Annotated in this window: 21 protein-coding genes; 11 read left to right on the top strand and 10 right to left on the bottom strand. The window is 74.3% G+C overall.

What is annotated here, in order from left to right:
• Positions 1–129 precede the first annotated feature (129 nt).
• Positions 130–2,892 (top strand): helix-turn-helix transcriptional regulator, encoded by a 2,763-nt coding sequence (locus EDD29_RS15495; protein WP_123665084.1) that lies wholly within the window; start codon positions 130–132, stop codon positions 2,890–2,892.
• Here EDD29_RS15495 and EDD29_RS15490 read toward each other — a convergent pair.
• The 6 genes from EDD29_RS15490 to EDD29_RS15465 form a co-directional block, all read right to left on the bottom strand.
• Positions 2,841–4,415, bottom strand: coding sequence for a dipeptide ABC transporter ATP-binding protein (locus EDD29_RS15490; protein ID WP_123665083.1), 1,575 nt, complete (start codon positions 4,413–4,415; stop codon positions 2,841–2,843). The genes EDD29_RS15495 and EDD29_RS15490 overlap by 52 nt on opposite strands.
• Entirely contained in the window at positions 4,412–5,221 is an 810-nt protein-coding gene (locus tag EDD29_RS15485) for an ABC transporter permease (protein ID WP_123665082.1), read from the bottom strand. Before EDD29_RS15485 ends, EDD29_RS15490 begins: the two co-directional genes overlap by 4 nt.
• Positions 5,218–6,207, bottom strand: coding sequence for an ABC transporter permease (locus EDD29_RS15480; protein WP_123665081.1), 990 nt, complete (start codon positions 6,205–6,207; stop codon positions 5,218–5,220). The genes EDD29_RS15485 and EDD29_RS15480 overlap by 4 nt, the downstream gene beginning before the upstream one ends.
• The gene (locus EDD29_RS15475; protein WP_123665080.1) at positions 6,192–7,826 is read right to left on the bottom strand and encodes an ABC transporter substrate-binding protein; all 1,635 of its coding nucleotides are present in this window, start codon (positions 7,824–7,826) and stop codon (positions 6,192–6,194) included. Before EDD29_RS15475 ends, EDD29_RS15480 begins: the two co-directional genes overlap by 16 nt.
• A gap of 73 nt (positions 7,827–7,899) precedes the next feature.
• Entirely contained in the window at positions 7,900–8,874 is a 975-nt protein-coding gene (locus EDD29_RS15470; RefSeq protein ID WP_246052790.1) for an MsnO8 family LLM class oxidoreductase, read from the bottom strand.
• 181 nt (positions 8,875–9,055) lie between these two features.
• The gene (locus tag EDD29_RS15465; protein ID WP_211359736.1) at positions 9,056–9,331 is read right to left on the bottom strand and encodes a hypothetical protein; all 276 of its coding nucleotides are present in this window, start codon (positions 9,329–9,331) and stop codon (positions 9,056–9,058) included.
• Between the two features lie 309 nt (positions 9,332–9,640).
• On the opposite strand from EDD29_RS15465, the gene EDD29_RS15460 reads away from it, so the two are divergent.
• From EDD29_RS15460 to EDD29_RS15415, 10 genes are all read left to right on the top strand, one after another.
• Complete coding sequence (locus EDD29_RS15460) at positions 9,641–10,198, top strand: hypothetical protein (protein ID WP_148085971.1); 558 nt, start codon at positions 9,641–9,643, stop codon at positions 10,196–10,198.
• 25 nt (positions 10,199–10,223) lie between these two features.
• A complete protein-coding gene (locus EDD29_RS15455) occupies positions 10,224–11,465 on the top strand; it encodes an SRPBCC family protein (protein WP_123665078.1) in 1,242 nt (413 codons plus the stop codon).
• A gap of 38 nt (positions 11,466–11,503) precedes the next feature.
• Positions 11,504–11,968: a gas vesicle protein GvpJ gene (gene gvpJ, locus EDD29_RS15450; RefSeq protein ID WP_123665077.1), complete on the top strand. Its 465-nt coding sequence runs from the start codon at positions 11,504–11,506 to the stop codon at positions 11,966–11,968.
• Positions 11,969–12,012: 44 nt separating this feature from the next.
• Positions 12,013–12,759: a GvpL/GvpF family gas vesicle protein gene (locus tag EDD29_RS15445; protein WP_170201418.1), complete on the top strand. Its 747-nt coding sequence runs from the start codon at positions 12,013–12,015 to the stop codon at positions 12,757–12,759.
• 3 nt (positions 12,760–12,762) lie between these two features.
• Positions 12,763–12,999: a gas vesicle protein GvpG gene (locus EDD29_RS15440; protein WP_123665075.1), complete on the top strand. Its 237-nt coding sequence runs from the start codon at positions 12,763–12,765 to the stop codon at positions 12,997–12,999.
• A gap of 16 nt (positions 13,000–13,015) precedes the next feature.
• On the top strand, positions 13,016–13,450 hold the full coding sequence (locus EDD29_RS15435; protein ID WP_123665074.1) for a gas vesicle protein: 435 nt from the start codon (positions 13,016–13,018) through the stop codon (positions 13,448–13,450).
• Positions 13,443–14,249: a GvpL/GvpF family gas vesicle protein gene (locus EDD29_RS15430; protein ID WP_123665073.1), complete on the top strand. Its 807-nt coding sequence runs from the start codon at positions 13,443–13,445 to the stop codon at positions 14,247–14,249. Before EDD29_RS15435 ends, EDD29_RS15430 begins: the two co-directional genes overlap by 8 nt.
• Positions 14,246–14,482 carry a gas vesicle protein gene (locus EDD29_RS15425; protein ID WP_123665072.1) on the top strand — a complete coding sequence of 79 codons (237 nt, stop codon included), beginning with the start codon at positions 14,246–14,248 and terminating at the stop codon, positions 14,480–14,482. Before EDD29_RS15430 ends, EDD29_RS15425 begins: the two co-directional genes overlap by 4 nt.
• Positions 14,479–15,045: a gas vesicle protein K gene (locus EDD29_RS15420; protein ID WP_123665071.1), complete on the top strand. Its 567-nt coding sequence runs from the start codon at positions 14,479–14,481 to the stop codon at positions 15,043–15,045. The genes EDD29_RS15425 and EDD29_RS15420 overlap by 4 nt, the downstream gene beginning before the upstream one ends.
• Before the next feature lie 173 nt (positions 15,046–15,218).
• Positions 15,219–16,070 (top strand): LLM class flavin-dependent oxidoreductase, encoded by an 852-nt coding sequence (locus EDD29_RS15415; RefSeq protein ID WP_123665070.1) that lies wholly within the window; start codon positions 15,219–15,221, stop codon positions 16,068–16,070.
• Positions 16,071–16,219: 149 nt separating this feature from the next.
• Here the strand turns inward: EDD29_RS15415 and EDD29_RS15410 are convergent, their stop codons facing one another.
• The 4 genes from EDD29_RS15410 to EDD29_RS15395 all read right to left on the bottom strand — a co-directional run bounded on the left by EDD29_RS15410 (position 16,220) and on the right by EDD29_RS15395 (position 21,249).
• A complete protein-coding gene (locus EDD29_RS15410; RefSeq protein ID WP_123665069.1) occupies positions 16,220–18,334 on the bottom strand; it encodes an MMPL family transporter in 2,115 nt (704 codons plus the stop codon).
• 109 nt (positions 18,335–18,443) lie between these two features.
• Positions 18,444–19,112: a response regulator gene (locus EDD29_RS15405; protein ID WP_123665068.1), complete on the bottom strand. Its 669-nt coding sequence runs from the start codon at positions 19,110–19,112 to the stop codon at positions 18,444–18,446.
• Positions 19,109–20,233, bottom strand: coding sequence for a sensor histidine kinase (locus EDD29_RS15400; protein WP_123665067.1), 1,125 nt, complete (start codon positions 20,231–20,233; stop codon positions 19,109–19,111). Before EDD29_RS15400 ends, EDD29_RS15405 begins: the two co-directional genes overlap by 4 nt.
• 146 nt (positions 20,234–20,379) lie before the next feature.
• Entirely contained in the window at positions 20,380–21,249 is an 870-nt protein-coding gene (locus EDD29_RS15395; protein WP_246052789.1) for an acyl-CoA thioesterase domain-containing protein, read from the bottom strand.
• Between the last annotated feature and the right edge of the window lie 113 nt (positions 21,250–21,362).

Below are 21,362 nucleotides of genomic sequence, written 5' to 3'. Positions count from 1 at the left end.
ACCGCGGAGACGTTTCCACCGCACGAGGCGACCCCCATGGGGGAAGACAAGCGGCCGGCCCATGACGTAAATTCTACTAAATCTACTGTTTTAGTTGGATTAATGCGCGGGTCAGTGAGTGGAGGGGCCATGACGGTCGAGGTGTTCTACGGCGGGTCGGGCACCGTCCGGGTCGGCCTTCTCGACCGGCTCCATGCGCTCACCTCGGCCCCTGGTGAGGAGGGACGTCTCATCGCCGTCGTCGGCGAGCCGGGATCCGGGAAGACGCGTCTGCTCGCGGCACTGGTACGCGAGCGCCGGTGGAGCGCCCTTCCCGCCGCCTTTCACCGGTGCGCCGGAGAAGGCGCGGACCAGCCGTCGCCGGCCGACCTGGCACGGCGCCCCTCCTCCGCGCCTACCACGATCGCCGCCTCAGCCCCGCGCCCCGAACCCGTCAGGCCCCTTGTGGTGCTGGAGGACGCGCATCTCGCCGGAGCGGCGACCGTGCGCGACCTCGTCGCGCACGCGCATGCCGCGCCCGCCCCGCCGGTGGACGTGGTGCTGGCGCTGCGCCCCGGGCAGGCGGCCCCCGAACTCGCCGAGGCGATCGCGCTCACCGAGGCGTTCGGCCGGACCGTGCGCATCGAGCTGCCGCCCCTCACCGACGAGCAGATGACGGCGCTCGCGCCTGTCCCGTTCGAACTGCGCAGACGCAGCGGCGGCAACCCCTTCCGACTTCTGGCGCTCCAGGCACTGGAGCGGGCGGCCGGAACCGGGGACGCCGCGGAGGTCGCCCCTTTCGAGTTCGCGGTGCTGCACGAGACCCGCGGTCTCGGCGGGCACGAGCGCGCCGTGCTGCACGCCGCGGCCGTCCTGCGCGACGGCTTCGACGTCGCACTGCTCGCCGAGGTCGCCGAGGTCGGCCAAGGCGTGGCGGCCGCCGCGGCCCGCGGGCTCGTGCGGCGCGGACTCCTGCGCGTCGAGGAGCCGGTCGAGACGCTGTTCGCCATCCGCGACGAGGTCTTCGGCACCCTTCTGCGCCGCACGATCGACCCGGTCCGGGCGGAGCGGGCGCACCGCAGGGCGGTCGGGCTGCTGTCGGCGCGCGCCCAGGACGGGCGGAGGCTCGGCTTCCACCTCGCCAGCCTGCCCCCGCGCACCGGGGAACCCGCCAGGATCCTCTCGGCAGCCGAAGAACTGATGGACGAAGACCTCGCCGAGGCCGTCTACTGCCTGACGCCCGTGCTGGCCGAGACCGCGGCCGGCGATCCGCTCGGGGCGCGGGCGCGCCTGGCGCTGAGCACCGCCTTCGGGCGGCTCGGCCGGCTGGCGGAGAGCCGCGACCTCCTGTTCGCCGTGCACGAGGCGTGCCTTGCGCGGCCGGACGCCGACGCGGAGGCGCTGGCCGCGGCCGTCGCGTTCGTGTCCGGCGCCGAGGCGGTGCTGAGCCAGGACGTCCAGACGCTCGACCTGCTCCAGGAGTACGCGGGCAGGCCGGAGCTGCGCGGCGGCCCGGTCGGCCCGCTCCTGCTGTTCGCGCTCGGGTTCCGCAGCGCGATGGTCGGCGGTCCCCCCGACGCGGCCGGGGTCGCCGAAGGGCTGGCGGCGTGCGGCGCGACCTCCCCGCTACGCGCGGGGCTGCTCGCGCTGTCGGCCCTCGCCGCGCTCGCCGACGGCAGGACCTCGGCGGCGGCGGAGCAGGCCGGGGAGGCCGGAAGGCTCCTCGACCGTCTTCCCGAACATCAGGCGGCGCGATATCTGGAGACGGTCTGCGCCTACGCGCTGGCCACCCTCTACCTGGGCCGCCACGGCGAGGCGCAAAGGCAGCTCCGCCGGGCCATCGCGGTAGCGCGGCGCAGGGAGCGCACGCACCTGCTCCCGACGCTGCTGGTGCTGACGAGCGAGGCGGAGCGGCATCTCGGCCTGCTCTCCGCCGCGCGTGACGCCGCCGACGCCGCGGTCATCGAGTCTCCGGCGGGCAACACGCTGCGGCAGGCTCAGGCGCTCGCGCTCAAGGCCGCGGCGGAGGTGTGGGCGCAGCCGGCGGGCAGCGGCCGGGCGCGGGCGCTCGCCGAGCAGGCGCTGGCCCGCAAGACGCCGCTGCGCGTGAACGCCAACGGCAGCGCCGCGCTCGCGGTGTTCGCGCTCGCGCAGGCCGCGTGGCTCGACGGCGATCCCGGGCACTGCGTGGCGCTGCTGCTCGACGAGGGCCGCGGCCCGGGGCTGTCCGGGGTGCCGTCGGGGCAGCGGACCGCGGTGTGGGAGCTGCTGTGCGCGGCGGGCATGGATGCGGGGCTCGCGCTGGAGCCCTGGGTGGCCGCGTGCGTCCGGCACGCCGCCGAAGCTCCGCTGCCGCACCACCGCGGCCATGCCGCTCTGGCGCAGGGGCACCTGTGCCGGGTCCGCGGCTCCCTCGCGGAGGCCGAGCGCCGCTACCTCGAGGCCGCCGCCGCGTTCGCGTCGGCCGGGATGGCCGTCGCGCAGTCCCGCGCCCTCGGCCATAGGGCCGCCGTCCTCGCCGGGCTCGGCCGTGCCGGGGACGCCGCACAGGCGGTCGACCTCGCGCTGGCCATCGCGCGGCGGGTGGGCGCGGAGAGGCTGACGGCCTGGCTGCGCGCCCGGATCGGCGGGCCGGAGGACGGGGACCCGGTCACCGCCTGGGAGTCCTACGGGCGCCTCACCGGGCGGGAGCGCGAGGTGGCGCTGCTGCTCTGCGCTGGACTCAGCCGCCGTGAGATCGCCGCGCGCCTGACCATCAGCCCGCGGACCGTGGACGTCCACCTCACCCGGGTGTACCGCAAGGCCGGGGTGCGCTCCCGGATGCAGCTCGCGCTGGCGTTGCGCGATGCCGGGCGCGCCCCTCACCCGGACCGGTCCAGCCTCGGGACCGCGGCGAGCAACTCCCGCGTGTAGGGGTGCGCGGGTTCGTCGAGCACCCGGTCCGCCGGGCCGGACTCCACGACGGCGCCGTCCTTCATGACCGCGACGTCGTCGGCGAGCCGCCGTACGACCCCCAGATCATGGGAGATCAGGACGAACGCTACGGATCGGCGGGCGCGGATCTCGGCGAACACGTCGAGGACGCGGGCCTGGACCGAGGCGTCGAGCGCCGAGACCGGCTCGTCGCAGACGATCACGTCGGGGTCGCAGGCGAGGGCACGGGCGATGGCCAGGCGCTGGGCCTGCCCTCCGGACAGCTCGCTGCCCTTGCGGCCCAGGACGTCGGCGGGCAGCCCGACGCCGTCCAGGAGGGCCGCGCAGCGGTCGGGCCGCTCGTCCGCCGGAACGCCGCCCGCGCGCAGCGGTTCCACCAGCAGCCGGCCCGCGGTACGCCTGGGATCGAAGGACCCGAGCGGGTACTGGTAGACCATCTGGACGCGACGGCGGGCGGCACGCCGTGCCCGGCCGCGCAGCGCCTCCCACGGCCTCCCGTCGAGCCGGACGGCGCCGGAGTCCGGACGGGCGAGGCCGGCGAGGATCCGCCCCACCGTCGTCTTGCCGGAGCCCGACTCGCCGACGAGCCCGAGGACCCGGCCCTCGCGCACATCGAGGGACACCCCGGAGACGGCGGTCAGCACGCCTCGGCCGGGGACCGGGAACCGCTTCACCAGGTTCTCTCCCCGCAGGACGGTCCGGGCGGGGCCGATCGCGGGTTCGGCTCGCGGTCCGGAGGCCGCCCCGACCAGGCTCCGGGTGTAGGCGTGCGCGGGTTCGTCGAGAACGCGCCGGGCGGGCCCGTTCTCGACGAACCCGCCTTCGCGCATGACGTGCACGTGGTCGGCGATCTCGGCGACCACCCCGAGGTCGTGCGTGATGAGCAGGACCGCGGTGCCCGTGTCGGCGAGCGCCCGCAGCAGCGTGAGCACCTGGCGGCGCACCGTGGCGTCGAGGGCGGTGGTGGGCTCGTCGGCGATGAGCAGGTCGGGCCGGGCGGCCAGCGCCGAGGCGAGCAGTGCCCGCTGGCGCAGGCCGCCGGACAGCTCGTGCGGGTACTGCCGCGCGCGCGTGCCGGGCGAGGGCACGCCGACCGCCTTGAGCAGCCGCGCCACTTCGGCGGGAATCCCCGCGGGAGGAACCGTCCGGTGCTCGCGCAGCGGCTCGGCGATCTCGGCGCCGACCCGCCGGAGCGGATCGAGCGAGCCGAGCGCGTCCTGGAGGACGAAGCCGATACGGCGCCCGCGCACCGCCCGCCAGCCGCGCGCGTCGAGCCCGCGCAGGTCGCGCCCGGCGAAGGAGAGTGCGGCGGCGTTCACCTCGGCCCGGTCCCCGGCGAGGCCGACGAGACTGCGGGCGGTGACGCTCTTGCCCGACCCCGACTCCCCCACCATCGCGACGATCCTGCCGCGTCCGACGGTGAAGGAGACCCCGCGGACCGCCTCGACGGGCCCGGGAAACCGCACCGTCAGGTCCCGGACGTCCAGGAGCGGTTCGGTCATGGCCGCCTCCCGGAGACCCGTCGCTGGAGTTCCTGCCCGACCGCGGTGACGGCCAGGACGGAGAGCGTGAGGGCGATGCCGGGGAACGCGGCGGGCCACCAGGCGACGGACAGGGTGCGCCTGCTGGTGGCGAGCATCGCGCCCCATTCCGCGGTCGGCGGCTGCGGGCCGAGCCCGACGAAGCCGAGGGACGACCCGGCGACGATCATCGCGCCGAGCGAGACCGTGGCCAGGGCGAGGACCGGCCCGAGCGCGTTCGGCACCACATGCTGGAGCGTCACCCGCGCTCGGCTCCAGCCGAACCCGTGCGCCGCCTCGACGAAGGGGGCCGCGCGCAGCCGGAGCACCTCCGCCCGCACGACCCTGGCGAAGCCGGGCAGACAGACCAGGGCGAGTCCGACCATGGCCGGAAAGGTGCCCGGGCCCATCGCGGCGACGACAAGGAACACCAGCAGTAGCCAGGGCACCGAGAGCAGTACCTCGAGCGCACGGCCGAGCACCTGGTCGGCCCACCTGCCGAGCTGGGCGGAGCCGACCCCGATGGCCGTCCCGGCGGCCAGCGCGAGGAGGACCGACCCGGCGCCGATGAGCAGGGAAGGGCGTGCCCCGTAGACGATGCGGGCCCACAGGTCGCGGCCGTTCTCGTCGGTGCCGAGCCAGTGGCCCGCGCCCGGCGGCGCGAAGGTTCCGGACAGGTCCGCGGCGTCGGGGTCGGCGCCGGTGAACAGGCCGGGCATCGCGGCCATGGCGGCGAGGACGACGAGCCCTCCCACGGCGAGCCACAACCCGGGCCTGGCCGCCCTCATGGGGCCTCCTGCCTGGTGCGCGGGTCGGCGAGCCAGGTCAGCACGTCGACGAGCACGCTGAACAGCACGAACACCAGCGCCGACAGCAGCACGACGGCGACGACGACCGGCAGGTCCTTGTTCTGCACGGAGGACAGCACGAGCCTGCCGACGCCCTGCCGGGAGAAGACGATCTCGATGATCACCGCGCCGCCGAGCAGGGTGCCGCCGACCCAGCCGAGCACCCCGGCCGCGGGCAGCAGGGCGTGCCGGAGCACGTGCCGGACGTGCACGGCGGTCTCGCCGATGCCGCGGGTCCGCGCGGTGAGCACGAACGGCTCCTCCAGCGCGCGCAGCATGCCCTCCCGCAGCACGCCCGTGACGAGCGCGACGGGCCCCGCGGCGAGCGCGAGCGTCGGCAGGACCAGTCCGCTCGGCGCCGAGGAGCCGACCGCGGGGAACAGCGGCAGCGTGAAGGAGAACGCGGTGAGCAGCACGAGCCCGAGCCAGAACGGCGGCACCGCGACGAGCAGCGCCTCCACGGCGGCGAAGGCGCCGCGCACGAGGCGGCCCGCCCGCGCGCTCACGACCGCGAGCAGGAGCGACGCCCCGATCGTGACCGCGATGGTCGTGCCGAGCAGCGCGAAGGTGTGCGGGACCTGGGCGGCGAGGACCTCGGTGACGGGCCTGCGCAGCACGTGGGAGTCGCCGAAGTCGCCGCGGGCGAGCCGCCCCAGGTAGGCGAGGTACTGGGTGCCGAGTCCGTCGTCGAGCCGGTAGTCGGCGATGAGCCTGGCCCGGATCTCCGGCGAGACCGTCGAGCGGGCGAGGAGCACGTCGGCGGTGCCGCCCGGCATCGCCCGCAGCAGCACGAAGGTCGCGGTGGCGGCGCCCCACAGGACCGCCGCCGCGCCGCCCGCCCGCAGCAGCACCGGGCGGACGATCCCGGCCGCGGCCCCGGCGGGGGCGCCGTTCCCCGCCGGGGCGGTCTTCAGGACTCCAGCCATATCGCGGTGAGGTCGGGGGTGCCGTCGATGGAGAAGGAGACGCCCTGGACGCCCGTCCGGACCGCGAGGGACGACTGCGGCGAGTAGATCGGCAGGACCGCGGCGTCCTCGGTGATCCGCTGCTGGATCCGCTGGTAGACCTCGAGCCGTTCGGCCGGGTCGGTGGCGCGCAGCGCCAGGGTGAAGTCGGCTTCGACGTCGGCGTCGTCGTATCTCGCCATGTTGTTGCTGATGCCGCGCTCGGGCGTCGGGATGTTCGCCGCGCCGAACAGCACCCGCAGGACGTCGGGGCCGGGTGCGGAGAAGCTCGTGTCGATGAGCTCGTAGTCCCCCGCCAGGAGGCGTTCGACGAACGTGCCGCCGTCGAGGTTCTCCTCGACGAGTTCGATGCCGAGGTCCTTGGCGGCGGCCTGGACCTGCACCGCGAGGGTCTCGACCGAAGGCTCCGACCACAGGTGCCGCAGCTTGAGGCGGACCCCGTCCTTGGTCCGGTATCCCTGGGCGTCGCGGCCGGTCCAGCCCGCCTCGTCCAGGAGGCGCGCGGCGGCGGCGGGATCATGGGCGTAGGAGGGCCCGACGGACGGGTCGAAGCCGGGCGTCGTCTTGGACAGGACCCCTTCTGCGCCGCTGTAGACGCCGAAGAAGACGTTCTGGACGATCCGGTCCCAGTCGACCCCGGCGCGCAGCGCCTTGCGGACCCGCACGTCGCTGAGCGGTCCCTCGGCGGTGTTGGGCCAGTAGCTGTAGTTGGCGCCCGGATACAGCACCGAGTGCACCTGGAAGGCCGCGTCGCCCTTGAGCGCGCGGACCTCGGTCGGCGGCAGCGCCGTCACCGCGTCCACCTGGCCGCTGGTGAGGGCGCCCGCGCGGGCCGGGTCGTCGGGCACGATCCTGACCTCGACGCCGTCGAGCCGGGCCGGTCCCCGGTACGCGGCGTCCTCCGGCGCCCAGGCGTAGGCGGGGTTCCTGGTGTAGGTGATGCCCTGCTGCGGGACGAACCCGCCCTCGCTCCGGAACGGCCCGGAGCCGACGATCTTTGCGCAGAGGTCCGACGGGGCGCCCTTGAGCGTCGCCGGGGAGTGGATGCCGAGGTTGGGTGACGCGAGGGCGGCGAGGAAGCCCGAGTCGGGTTCCCGCAGGGTGACCGCGACGGTCCGGGCATCCACCGCCTCGGCCTTGGCATAGGCGCTGATGAGGCTCGCGGCCAGGAGGGACTTCGTCTCCGGATCGACCACGTGGTCGAGGTTGGCGACGACCGCGGCGGCGTCGAACGTCGTGCCGTCGGTGAAGGTGACGCCGTCGCGGAGGGTGAAGGTGTACTTCAGCCCGTCGTCCGCGACCGTCCATGCGGTGGCGAGCCAGGGGTGCAGGCCGCCCTGGACGTCCTGGTGGACCAGGGAGTCCAGGATCGGGCGAGCGAGCAGCCTGCCCGACTGGGTGGGGGTCTGGTGCGGGTCGAGGCACTCCGGCTCCTTCTCCAGCGCCAGGGTGAGCACGCCTCCGTCGCGGGGCTGCCCGCCGCCCGTCCCGGTCTCCTTCGGGCCACCGGAGCAGCCCGTCACCAGTGCCAGTGCCGCCGCGGCGCCCGCCGCCGTTCTCCACCGTCTGCTCGTCCGCATCGCCGTTCCTCGTGTCGCCCGTCGTTCCCGCCCACGGTGGAGCCGGCCGCTGAAGAAGCGCTGAACGCGCTGGTCAGAGGGACGCGTTGAGTTCGGCGAGGAGTTCGTAGGACCGGATGCGGGCGGTGTGGTCGGGGACCTGGGTGAGGGCGAACAGTTCGTCGGGGCGGGTGCGGGAGACCAGGTCGGACAGGCGAGGGGCCAGTGCGGTGGGCGAGCCGATGAACTGGGGGTCGACGCGCTGCCGGGCGAACTCCTCCTCGGCCGGGGTGAAGCGGTGGGCGGCGGCCTCGGCCTCGGTCGGCAGGAGGGTGTCGGGATCGGTGGTGCGCATGCGGATCTGGCCGAGGACGAAGGCGCGGGCCAGCCGGTGCGCCCGGGCGTCGTCATCGGCGGCGACCACGATCGCCGCGACGCCCGCGTAGGGTTCGGCGAGATCGGCCGACGGGGCGAACGCCGCGCGGTAGGCGGCGAGCGCCTCGTCCTCGCCGCCGGGCACGATCGCGTGCGCGTACACGTAGGGAAGTCCGAGCCTTCCGGCGGTGACGGCGCTCGACGCGCTGGAGCCGACGAGCCATAGGCGCGGGGGCGTCTCCGGTTCGGGCACGGCCCGCAGCCCGTCGTCTCCGCCGGCGAGGTAGGCGCGCAGTTCGGCGATCTGCGCGGGAAAGGCGGAGCGGCGGGGATCTCCGAGCCGGGCCGCGGCGCGGGGCGCTCCCCCGGTGGCTCTGCCGAGGCCGAGGTCGACCCGTCCGGGGTGGAGGGAGGCGAGCACGCCGAACTGCTCGGCGACGGCGTAGGGCGCGTGGTTGGGCAGCAGCACCGCGCCGGAGCCGACGGTCAGCGTCGAGGTCGACGCGAGGATCTGCGCGGCCAGGACGGCAGGGGCCGACGTGGCCAGCGCGGGGGTCGCGTGGTGCTCGGCGACCCAGTACCTGCGGTAGCCGAACCCTTCGACGGCCTTGGCCAACTCGACGCTGCGCCACAGGGCCGCGCCATTGGTGTCGCCCCGCCACACCGGGACCGTGTCGTGCACCGATACGAACACCGGGAATCCTCCATCCTGAGGCAACCTCATCTTCCCCGGCATAGAAGTCGAGGTATCCTCAGGATGTCAAGCGGATCGGTGCCCTGAATGCCCGAAGGGCACCTCTCGAGAGAGGTGCCCTTCAGACTTGTCGTTCATGGGTGGGCTGTTACGAAGCGATCAGGGACGTGGCCTCCGGTGGTCACCAGCCGCCGTAGCCTCCGCCACCACCGTAGCCTCCGTCGCCGCCCCAGCCACCGTAGCCGCCATCGCCGCCCCAGTCGCCGTGGCCGCCCCAGTCACCGTGGCCGCCGCCCCAGTCTCCGTGCCAGCCTCCGTTGTCGTAGTTTCCGTGATCACCGTGGTATCCGTCGCCCGGTCCGTCTCCGGCCGAAGCTCCTGACGCCGCCGCGAGCACTGCCCCGGCCGCGACGGCTCCTGCCGCGAGCATCCGGCGCACGGTCGTGGAAGACATCATTTTCGGTTCCTCCTCATCATGGATGAGCGATCCGGAAACTCCACCCTCGCACACGGACGTGAACCGGCCATGGAGACGGGTGTGAACGAGCAATACGGATGTCGGGTGCCGCCCATGACGTCCCCCGTGCGGAATCCGCGTGTCCCGCACCGCGCTCATCCCACGGCCAACTGCGGGGTGATCCACCTCCTCGCATTCACCGGACCGCCAAAACGTCGGCTTCATCGGGTTTGGACTCCACTTCGATCAAGGCCTCCGGGCATAGCCTGAAAAGGACGGCTTGACATGCCCGACGTGGAGGGGGCAGGCATGAAAGGCGGAGGTCAGATAGCGCTCTCTGTGCTCTTCGGCTACCTGCTGGGACGCAGTCACAAGGCCAGGACCGCGGCGATGCTCGCCCTGATGGTCGCGGCGGGGCGCTCCTCGGGGGACATCGCCGAGATGCTGCGCCGCGCCGGATTCGACAAGGTCCTCACCGACCTGCGCGGGCAGCTCGCCGAGACGGGCAAGGGGATCGCGGAGAAGGCCGGCACGGCGGGCACGGGTTCGCTCAGCGAACTCGCGGACTCCCTGCTGGGTTCCCGCGACTCCGGCTCCGCGGACCGCGAGGAGTCCGACAAGGCTGCGCAGTCCGACAGGGCGGAGCAATCCGGCAAGGCCCGCCGGCCGTCCGGCGCGCGGCACCGCGACGAGGACCGGGACGAGTATGAGCAGGGCTACGACGACGAGTACGAGGACTACGCCGAGAGCGAGGAGTACCCGGACGAGGAGGAGCCGGCCCGCGGCGCGCCTTCTCGGGCGGCGGAGGTCGGGCGGCGGGACGCCCGCAGAGCCGCGGCCTCGCGCAAGACGACGGCGGCCCGGTGACGGGCGCGGCGAGGGGGAGGCCGACATGGCCGAGGACAGGCACGCGCGGGGCGAGCGGACGGCCGACGCGGCCGGACGTCTCCTGACGGGACTCGCGGACAAGGCGCTGAGAGCGGCGGCCGACAAGGTCTCGCACAAGATCGACGAGACGGCGCACGGCCTGATGGACAAGGCGGGCCGGGAGGACGGTGGCGGCCCGGGGGTCCAGGCCGCGATGTCCGGGCTCGGCGCCCTCAGCGACGGCAAGGGGCCGATACGCGCCGCGCTCAGCGCGGGCATGGCGGGCCTCACCGCGAAGCTCAAGGGCGGCGGCGGGAAGAAGAAGCTGAAGCTGACCGCGATCGTCGAGACGATAGATGTGGGCGTGCCCGTCCGGCTCGCCTACGACCAGTGGACGCGGTTCGAGGACTTCCCCACCTTCATGAAGAAGGTCGAGCACGCCGAGCAGCCCGAGGACGGGGAGGTGCGCTGGAAGGCCCAGGTCTTCTGGTCGCACCGCGAGTGGGAGTCCACGATCGTCGAGCAGGTCCCCGACAGCCACATCATCTGGCGCTCCAAGGGGGCCAAGGGCCACGCGGACGGCGCGGTGTCGTTCACCGGCCTCGGCCCGAACCTCACCCGGATCTGCCTGGTCATGGAGTACCACCCGCAGGGCCTCTTCGAGCGCACCGGCAACCTGTGGCGGGCCCAGGGCAGGCGGGCGAGGCTGGAGCTCAAGCACTTCGCGCGGCACGTCATGGTGCACGCCCTGGCGGACCCCGACGAGGTCGAGGGCTGGCGCGGCGAGATCCGCGACGGCGAGGTCGTCCGAACCGGCGAGGAGGCCGCCGAGGAGGAGCAGGAGCGCGCCGCCCGTGAGGAGCGCGGCGAACGCCCGCGGCGCGGGCACGAGGAGCAGCACGAGGAGCACAGGGCGCGCCCGCGGCGGGCGCCCGAGGAGCACGAGACCGCCGAGGAGCACGAGGAGCACTTCGCGCGCCCCCGGCGGGCCACGGAGCAGGAGATGGTCGAAGAGCACGAGGAGCACAAGGCCCGCCCTCGGCGGGCACCCGCCGCGGACGAGGAGTTCGCGGAGCACGAACGGCGTCGGCGCCCGCCCGACCACGCGGAGCACGAACCGGCCGAGGAACGCGAGGAGCGCGAACCGCGCCGGATCCGGCGCAGGCCGCCCGCCGAGTCGGCACGGCAGCCCGCGCGCAGGCGCCCCGCCGACGCCGAGGACCGGTCGGCGCGGACGAAGCAGCCGACGCCCCGGACGGGAAGGTGAGCCGCGTGCACGCGGCTCGGCCACGGAGGTGAGCATCCATGACGGTTTCGTCCTACCGGGGGGCGCCTTCCCCCGTCGAGCGGGCACCGGGCGGCGGCCTCGCCGACGTGGTCGCGCTGATCCTCGACAAGGGCCTGGTCATCGACGCGTTCGTGCGGGTGTCGCTGGTCGGCATCGAACTGATCACCATCGACGCCCGGGTGGTCGTGGCGAGCGTGGACACCTTCCTGCGGTTCGCCGAGGCGACGAACCGGCTGAACCTCTACGAGGAGGGCAAAGGCGGGGAGGGGCTTCCCGAACTCGTCCAGGACGTCACCGAGGGCGGGACGCGCAAGGTCGCGCAGAGCAAGGCGCACGGGGTCATCGAGGCGGCGAAGGAGGCCGTCTCGGACCTGGCGCCGGACGACGAGGACGACCGGGAGGCCGAGTACGCCGAGATGGACGAGGAGCGCGCGCCCGCGGAGGCGGGGGCACGCCGCCGTGAGAGGAGGCGAGAACGATGACCGCATCGGCCAATGGAGCGCGACCGGCCGGAGAAGGGCCGCCCGTGGAGGAGACCGCCTGCTACGTCTTCGGCATCGTGCCCGCCGGAACGCGGCTGCCCGACGATCTCCTCGGCCTGGACGGCGAGCCCGTACGGCTCGTCGAGCGCGGCGGCGTCGCGGCGATCGTCGGCGGGATCGCCCCGCGCGGTCCGCTGGGCGCCCGGGACGAACTGCTCGCCCATGAGGACGTGGTCGCCGCGGCGGCCGAAGCCGAGGTGATCCTTCCGTTCCGTTTCGGCGCGGTCGTCACGGCGGACGACGCGGTGGCCCAGGAGCTGCTCGCACCCCACCACGCGTGGTTCGCCGACGTCCTGTCGGACCTGCGCGGACGGCGCGAGTTCGTCGTCACGGGCGACTACCGGGAGGAGGCCGTGCTGCGCGAGATCATGACGGAGCGGCCCGAGGTCGCGGACCTGCGCGCGGAGATCGGGGACCTGCCCGTCGAGGCTTCGTACGGCGAGCGCATCCAGCTCGGCGAGGCCGTCGTGCGGGCCTTGGACGACAAGCGCGCCGTCGACACGGACACCCTCCTGGCGGCCTTGGAGCCGCACACGGTGGCCGCGGCGCTGCGCGACCCCTCGGGCGAGGCCGCCGCGGCCAACGTCGCGTTCCTCGTCGCCGACGACGACCGGCCCTCCTTCGAGGACGCCGTGGACGCGCTCGGCGAACGCTGGGCGGACCGGGTCTCGCTGCGGCTGCTCGGCCCCCTGGCCCCCTATGACTTCGTACCGATCCTGGAGGAGGTGTGAGCGATGGGTCTGGTCACCGGGCTGGTCACCCTCCCGCTCGCCCCGGTGCGCGGCGTCGTCTGGCTCGCCGAGTGCCTCCGCGACGAGGCGGAACGACAGCTCTACGACCCGGCCGAGATCCGCAGGGAACTCGCCGAGGTCGCCCGCGCCCGGGAGGCGGATGAACTCACCGAAGCCGAGGCGGACGCACTGGAGCAGGCGCTCCTGGACCGGCTGACCGGCCGGAGGCCGATGACCTGAGCCCGCGGAGGCCGAGATGAGCGAACCCGTGACCCGAAGCGAACTGTCCGCCTACGCACGGCCTTCGGCTCCGTCCCCTTACCGGCGCGGGGGCGGCGAGCCCGCGAACCTCGCCGACATCCTGGAACGGGTGCTGGACAAGGGCATCGTCATCGCCGGGGACATTCAGGTCAACCTGCTGGACATCGAACTGCTCACCGTGAAGCTGCGCCTGGTCGTCGCGTCGGTCGACCGGGCGAAGGAGATGGGCATCGACTGGTGGGAGCACGATCCGACGCTCTCCTCGGGGGCCAGGTCGTCGATGGACGAGGAGAACCGGCGGCTGCGCGACAGGATCGCCGAACTGGAGGCCGACCGGGTCGCCGAACTGGAGGCCGGGGCGGAGTCTTACGAAGAGGACGACTACTCCGTGGAGGACGCGGAGGAGACCGAGGAGGACCGTCGTGGCTGAGCCCGGAGGACCGGGGCCCGGCACGCCGGAGACCGGCTGGTACGTCTACGGCGTGGGCCGCGGGCTGTCCCCCGACGCCGTCACCGAGGTGCGGGGCGTCGGCGGCGCACCCGTCGGGCTGGTCGACGAGGGCGGGATCACCGCGGTCGTCAGCCCGGTCGGCCTCGCGGAGTTCGGGGAGGACCCGCTGCGCCGCAACCTGGAGAGCCTGGACTGGCTGGAGTCCACCGCGCGCGCCCACCACGGCGTCATCGACGCGCTCGCCGCGTCCGCCGCCCTGGTCCCCCTGGGCCTCGCCACCGTCTACCGTTCCGCGGAGCGGGTGCGCGCGGCGCTGCGGGAGCGCGGCCCGGAGTTCGCCGAGGCGCTCGACCGGGTCGGCGGCCGGACCGAGTGGGGCGTCAAGGTCTACGCCGACCCGCCCGAGCACGCAGCGCCCGCGACGGGATCCGGGGAGGCGGGAGCGCGCCCCGGCACGTCGTATCTGCGGCGGCGGCAGGCGGAGCGGCACGCCGAACGCGACGAGCGCGTCGCCGCGCTGCGCGCCGCCGAGGAGATCGACGCTGCGCTGCGCGACACGGCGGTGGACGGCAGACGGCACCGCGCCCAGGACCCGGGGCTGTCCGGCGAACGCGGCTGGATGGTACTCAACGCCGCCTACCTCGTGGACGACTCCGGCGGGGCGCGGTTCCGGGACTCGGTCGCCGCCGAGGCGGCGCGCCATCCGCGGCTGCGGGTACGGATCACCGGCCCGTGGGCCCCCTACTCGTTCGCCGTCGCCGCGCGGGAGGGGCCATGACCGTCAGCCGGGCCCTGGAGCCGCAGCGCGACGGCTACGTGCGCGGCGAACCCGTGGCCTTGGTCGATCTGCTCGACCGGCTCTTGGCGGGCGGCGTCGTCATCGCCGGGGACGTCGTGATCTCGATCGCGGACGTGGACCTCGTGCACATCTCTCTGCGCGCGGTGATCGCCTCGGTCCGTCCGGAGATCGCGCGGATCGCCGGGGAGCCGGTGGAGGACGCGCCGCCGTGAACCGCCCCCAGCGGAGCGGAGAGGAGGGCGGTGCCGGACGCCGTGCGGTACAGGGGCGGAGGCTCGCGCACCGCCTGGAGACCGATCCCGAGGCCGTCCAACGTGATCTGGTCCGCCTCGTCCTCACCCTGGTCGAGCTGATCCGCCAGCTCATGGAGCGGCAGGCGCTGCGCCGGGTCGACGCGGGCGACCTGCCGGAGGAGAAGGTCGAGGAACTCGGCCTGGCCCTGATGCGGCTGGAGGAGGCGATGACCGAACTGGAGGAGCGCTTCCACCTGGACCGCGCCGACCTCAACCTCGATCTCGGCCCGCTCGGCACCCTGCTTCCGCCCGAGGACCGGTTAGAGCACGCCCGCACCGAGCACGGCGAACATTCCCGCGTGGCCCGCGCCCCAGGCCAGCCAGAACGCGCCGAAGCTCCGGCGCACCGCCCACACGAGCGCGCCGACGGCGGCGAGCGCCGACGGGACGACCACGCCCGCGAGCACGGGTGCGACGAAGGGCAGGCCGAAGAACAGCAGAAGTACATGGACGAGCACCGCGCAGAGGACACCTGCGACTAGCCGCGTATGACCGTCTTCCACGCGTTCCTCCGCCCGCTGCACCTCTGCCCGGCGCCGAGCGTACCGCTCCCCGCGCCACCCTTTCGGACGCGCCCCGGACCATATGGAAGTCATATTCTCGAATATGAGAATGGGCCTAGCCGATCCAGGGAGATCCGGCTAGCGTCGCGGGCATGCGCCAGGGACTGTGTGTGCCGAATCTCGGGGAGTTCGCCGACGCGCGACGGGTCGCGGAGCTGGCGAGGCGTGCCGAGGACGCGGGGTGGGACGGCCTCTTCGTCTGGGACCACGTGGTCTTCCCGTTCGCCCCACTCGAGGTGGGCGACCCGTGGACGGCGCTGACGCTGGCCGCCGCCGCGACCGACCGGATCCTGCTCGGGCCGCTGGTCACCGCGGTCGCGCGGCGCAGACCGGGCACGCTCGCCCGGCAGACCACCTCGCTGGACCGGCTGTCCGGGGGACGGCTCGTGTTCGGGGCGGGCCTGGGGTTCACCCTCGACGCCGAGTACGGGACCTGGGGCGAATCGAGCGAGCCGCGCGAGGTGGCCCGCAGGCTCGACGAGGGGCTCGATCTGCTCGCGGCGCTGTGGTCGGGCGACGAGGTCGACCGCACGGGCGAGTTCCTGACCGCGCGGAAGGTGAGGTTCCTGCCCACCCCGGTGCAGCGGCCCCGGCCGCCGGTGTGGATCGGGTGCGACTGGCCGCACCGCAGGCCGCTGCGGCGGGCCGCGCGCTGGGACGGCGTCGCGCCGATGATGACCGATCCCGCGACCGGGACGTGGAACGCGACGCCGGAGGCGGTGGCGGAGCTCGTGGCGGCCGTGACCGCGCTGCGCGCGGCGCCGGAAGAGCCCTTCGACGTGGTCATCACGGGCCGGACTCCGGCCGACGATCCGGCGCGGGCGATCGCGGAGGTCAAGGCCATCGAGGCCGCGGGGGCCACCTGGTGGCTTGAGGGGTTCCGCCCGGGTCCCGGGGAGTACGCGGCGGCGATCGCCCGGATCGGAGCGGGACCCGCCCGGTGACGGGCTCCCCAAGAGCCCGACACCGGGCGCATGAACACAGCCCGGTGACGGGCTCCCCGGCGAAGCCGGGACCCCCAAGAGCCCGACACACCGGGCCCCTGAGCGGTGACCGGCCCGGACGCCTTGCGGGAGCGGCCGGGCCCGGGGCGTCAGGTGGAGGGCTTCTCCAGGGCCAGGCGGGGCAGGCGCGCGGCGAGGGGGCGGGGCAGCCACCAGGCGCGGGCGCCGAAGAGCTGGAGCGCGGCCGGGACGATGAGGCAGCGGATGACCAGGGCGTCGAGGAGGATCGCGGTGGCGAGGCCCAGGCCGAACTGCTGGAGCATCCGGTCGGGGCTCAGGAGGAACGCGCCGAAGACGACGATCATGATGGCGGCCGCCGCGGTGATGACGCGGCCGGTCGCGGCGAGGCCCGCCCGGACGGCGAGGGCGTGGTCGCCCGTCCGCTCCCATTCCTCATGGACTCGGGAAACGAGGAAGACCTCGTAGTCCATCGAGAGCCCGAACACGATCGCGAAGATCATGACCGGGACGAACGCCTCGACCGGGCCGGGCTGCGCGCCGAGCAGGCCGTGCTGGAAGACCAGGACGATGACGCCCAGCGCCGCCGACACCGACAGCAGGTTCAGCGCCGCGGCCTTCAGCGGGATCAGCAGCGACCGGAAGACCAGCATCAGCAGCAGCGCCGACAGCCCGACCACGACCGCGACGAACAGCGGCATCCGGTCGGCGACCGCGCCGGCGAAGTCGCGGGCGGCGGCGGTGGGCCCGCCGACCAGGTACCCGGCCCCGGTCTCCGCGCCCAGTGCGGGCAGGACGTCGTCGCGGAGGGCGTCGACGAGTTCGGCGGTCTCCGCGTCCTGCGGCGCGGTCTCGGGGAAGGCGAGGACCGTCGAGACCGACCCGTCGCCGGACGGCAGCGCGGGCGTGGTCGCGGCGATCCCGTCGGTCCCGGCGAGCACGGTCCTGAGCCGTTCCGCGGCCGCCGCGTCCCCTTCGACGACCACGGCGAGCGGCCCGGCGAATCCGGGGCCGAACCCCTCGGCCATGAGGTCGTAGGCCTGCCGGGAGGTCGTCGCCGGGGCCCTGGTGCCCTCGTCGGCGAAGCCGAGCCGCAGGTCCAGCGCGGGCGCCGAGAGGGCGGCGAGCGCGGCGACCGCAACGACGAGGATCGGGCCGGGCCGCTTCTGCACGGCGCCCGCGAACGCATACCAGCGCGCTCCCTCCCGCTTGCCCTTGGCCGTGGCCTTGGCGTGCCTGCGCAGGACCTGCCCGCGGACCCGCTCGCCGAAGAACGCCAGCAGCGCGGGCAGCAGGGTCAGCGACGCCGCCATCGTCACCAGGACGGTCAGCGCGACGGCCAGGGCCACCCCCTGCAGGGACCCGAGCCCGAGCACGACGAGGCCGAGCATCGCGATGATGACGGTGCAGCCCGCGAAGAACACGGTGCGCCCCGCCGCGTCGAGGGCCGCGCGGATCGCGTCGGGGGCCTCGCGTCCTTCGGTCAGCTCCTGCCGGAACCTGGCGAAGATGAGCAGCGCGTAGTCGACGCCCACGCCGAGGCCCACCAGCATCATGACCGGCGGCGTGAAGTCGGCGACGGTGAAGGCGTGCGAGGCCAGCGTGATGAGCCCGACCGCGCCGCCGACCGCGAAGACCGCGATGACGAGCGGCACGGCGGCGGCCGCCAGCGAGCCGAACAGCAGCACCAGGATCACCAGCGCGGCGAGCAGGCCCGCGCCCTCGGCCGCGCCGCCTTCGGCCTCCTCGGCCCCGGCGACGGCCTCGCCGCCCAGCTCGACCCGCAGGTCACCGGTCGCGGCGGCGTGCGCGGTGTCGATGATCTCGCGCACGTCCTCCTTCGGCACGTGGGTGGCCTGCGCGTCGAGCGTCACCGTCGCGTAGCCGATGGTGCCGTCCCGGGAAGACGTCAGCTCGCCCACCGCGGCGACGTGCGGCAGCGCGCGGACCCCGGTGAGCAGCGGCGCGACCGCCGCTTCCGCGACTCCCGACGGGTCCTGGAAGACGATCTGCACGGCCGCGCCCGCCTGGGCCGCGCCGTGCTCCTCCATCAGTTCCAGGGCCGCCTGGGAGTCGGTGCCGGGGAGTGAGTGGTCGTTCTGCCAGGCGCCGCCCGCGGCCTGGGCGCCCACGGTGACGGCGGCGACGGTCACGAGCCAGAGCAGGAGGGCCGGCCAACGGCGGCGCTGCGCCCAGCCGCCGAGCCGGGCGAAGAAGCCGCCGGGGGTCAGGTGTTCGGTTTCCATGCCCGCAGCCTCCGGGCCCGGCACCGCCCGCCGCGTCGGCCCCCGGGCGGCTTCGGCCCTACTCCCCGGGTCGCGGCGGCCCCGCCAGGCGTACTCCCGGGGATGTCGGTCAGCCGCCCAGCCAGCCCGGCCGGACGAGCCCGCACTCGTACGCCAGGACGACGAGCTGGGCCCGGTCCCGCACGCCGAGCTTGGTCATGATCCGGCTGACATGGGTCTTGGCGGTCGCCGGGCTGAGCACGAGCCGGGCGGCGATCTCGTCGTTCGACAGTCCTCCGGCGACCAGAGCCATCACCTCGCGCTCCCGGTCGGTGAGCGCGTTCAGCCGGACGCCGGGGACGGGCGGCGCGGCCCTGCCCGCGAACTCGGCGATGAGCCTGCGCGTGACGCCCGGCGTGATGAGCGCGTCCCCCCGGTGCGCCACCCGGACGGCCTGGATCAGCTCGTCGGGATCGGTGTCCTTGAGCAGGAAGCCCGTCGCCCCGGCCCGCAGCGCCCCGTACACGTAGTCGTCGAGGTCGAAGGTGGTGAGGATGACGATCCGCACGTCCGAGAGGCGCGGGTCGGCGGTGATCCGGCGCGACGCCTCGAGCCCGTCGGTCCCGGGCATCCGGACGTCCATGAGCACGACGTCGGGCCGCAGGTCACGGCACACGGCGACGGCGGTGTCCCCGTCGCCGGCCTCCCCCACGACCGTCAGGTCGTCCTCGTCCTCCAGGATCGAGCGGAACCCGGCCCGCACGAGGCGCTGGTCGTCGGCGAGCAGGATCCTGATCATCGGGAGGCTCCGTTCCGGTAGGGCAGCCGGGCGCGGACGGCGAACCCGCCGCGCTCGTCGGGTCCGGCGTGCAGGTCACCGCCGAGGGCGTGGGCGCGCTCGCGCATCCCGCGGATGCCGCTGCCGGACGGGCCCGCGGGCCCGCCGCGGCCGTCGTCGCGGACCTCCACGGTGACGGCGTCCGGCGCGCGCCCGATCCGGATCTCGACCCGGCGGGCGCCGGCGTGCCGGGCCACGTTCGTCAGGGACTCCTGGACGATCCGGTACGCGGCGAGCCCGATCTCGGTCGGCGGCTCGCCCGACCCGTCGATCTCCGCGGTCACCTCGAGCCCGGCGACCCGCGCGGCCTGGACGAGGTCGTCGATCCTGGCGAGCCCCGGCGCGGGGGCCGTCGGCGCCGCCTCTCCCTCCTCGCGCAGCATCCCGAGCATCGCCCGCAGCTCGCGCAGCGCCTCCCCGCTGGCCTCCCGGACCGCCCCGAGCGCCTCCTCGGCCTGTGCGGTGCCGCCGTCGGGGTGCCGGGCGAGCCTGCGCAGCGCCGCCGTGGACTGCACGTTGATCAGCGACAGGTGGTGGCCGACGACATCGTGCAGCTCCCGCGCGATCCGCAACCGCTCCTCGGTCGCCGCGAGCCGCTCCCGTTCCAGCCCGTAGGCGTGCCGGCTGTGCCGGAGCCAGCCGATCGCGACGACGGCGATGAACCAGCCCGCCATCATGAACAGCGCCACGTTGTTGAAGTCGCCGCTGCCCTGGTGGGTCCCGGCGGCGGTGAGCAGGAGCGTCACGCACGTCAGGGAGACCGCCCAGTCCAGATGGCCTTCGGCCGCGACCCAGAACAGCGCGACGGCCAGGGCGAGGATCATCGGCCCGTCCGCGGTGCTGGTCAGATAGAACGCCATGGTCACCGCGAGGACGAACGCGGCGACCGTGACGGGCCTGGTCCGGACGAGGCCCAGGGCCGCGCATCCGGCGGCCATCAGCGCCCAGTCGAGCACGGTGACGGGCCAGCTGTCGCGGACCTCGTTGCTCAACGTCCAGAGGGTGCCCGTGGCGAGGACGACGAACACCGCGGCGGCGACGAGCCAGTCGTTCCGTCGCCCTCGGGGCAGCCTCTCGAGCATCCCCCCAGCCTAGGAAGTCCGGGGCGCCGATGTCTCCTCCGGACGGAGCGGGCCGCCTACGTCCCCGGAGGTACGCGGGACCGGTGGCCGTGCGACCCGGGGAGTACACCGATCCGACGCCTTTACGCAGTAAGGTCGAACCGGGCCTACCCGGCCGCGGCCCCGTCCGTCGGACGCGGGATGTAGAAGGCCGCCGCCGAGTTCGCCAGGGCGATGATCGAGCAGGTGCCGATCGGCCCCAGCCGGTCGTAGACCGTGACGGATCCGGTGGCGACGCCGTCCACGCTGAGGTGGGACACCGCCTGGAGGCCGATGTCGGGGCCCTCGGGCAGGCGGCTCAGGGTGAGCGTGTAGTCGGCGTTGATGTACTGGAGGCCCGCGGTGCCCCAGCCGGTGAGGGGGCTCGCGACGTCGCCCGCGAGCGCGGCCCGCACGAACGGGGTGAGCTCGACGCCCTCGACCAGGGCGCGGTTCTCCCGCAGCCACGCGCCCTTGCGCGCGCCCCCCTCCCAGACGGACATGCGGTTGCCCGCGTCGAACTCGCCGTGCCCGAACGGCCACATGAGCAGCTCGTGCCGGCTCTCGGGCACCTCGGCGGGCGGCAGCGGGGCGCCGATCGGGTCGGCGGCCTGCCAGACCTCGCCGGGCGGCTGCTCGGACCGGCGCAGCAGCACGAGGCTCGCCCTCGCCGTGACGTGCCCGACCTGGACGAGTTCGGCGTCGGCGATCCGGATCCGGCGGCCCTCCCGGACCGAGGTCGTCCGGACGGTGAAGGGCGCCATCCCCGTCGGGCGCAGCAGGTCGACGGTGAGCCGCGCGGGCTGGAACGCCGGGTCGCCGTGCCGATCCTCCAGGCGGTGCGCCAGGATGCCGCCGACCGTGCGGCCGTTCATCATGTCGGCGCCCCACGGGCCGATCGCGTGGCGGCCGGGGAAGAAGGTGTCGCCTTCGAGGGCGAAGAACGCCTCGATCCCGTCGCCGGGAGCCGGCGTGGTGGTCTCTGTGTGCTGCGTCAAAAGGGTGATCACAATCTGTGCGGCTCGATCTTCAGTGCCGCCCCGGCGGGAAACCGAACGGCGTTATGCTCATCATGAGGCCCCGTCCTTCCCGCGGAGAACGCGGCTCCCCC

The sequence above is a fragment of the Actinocorallia herbida genome, from assembly GCF_003751225.1.
Classification (GTDB): domain Bacteria; phylum Actinomycetota; class Actinomycetes; order Streptosporangiales; family Streptosporangiaceae; genus Actinocorallia; species Actinocorallia herbida.
This window is presented reverse-complemented; position numbering and strand designations above follow the sequence as displayed.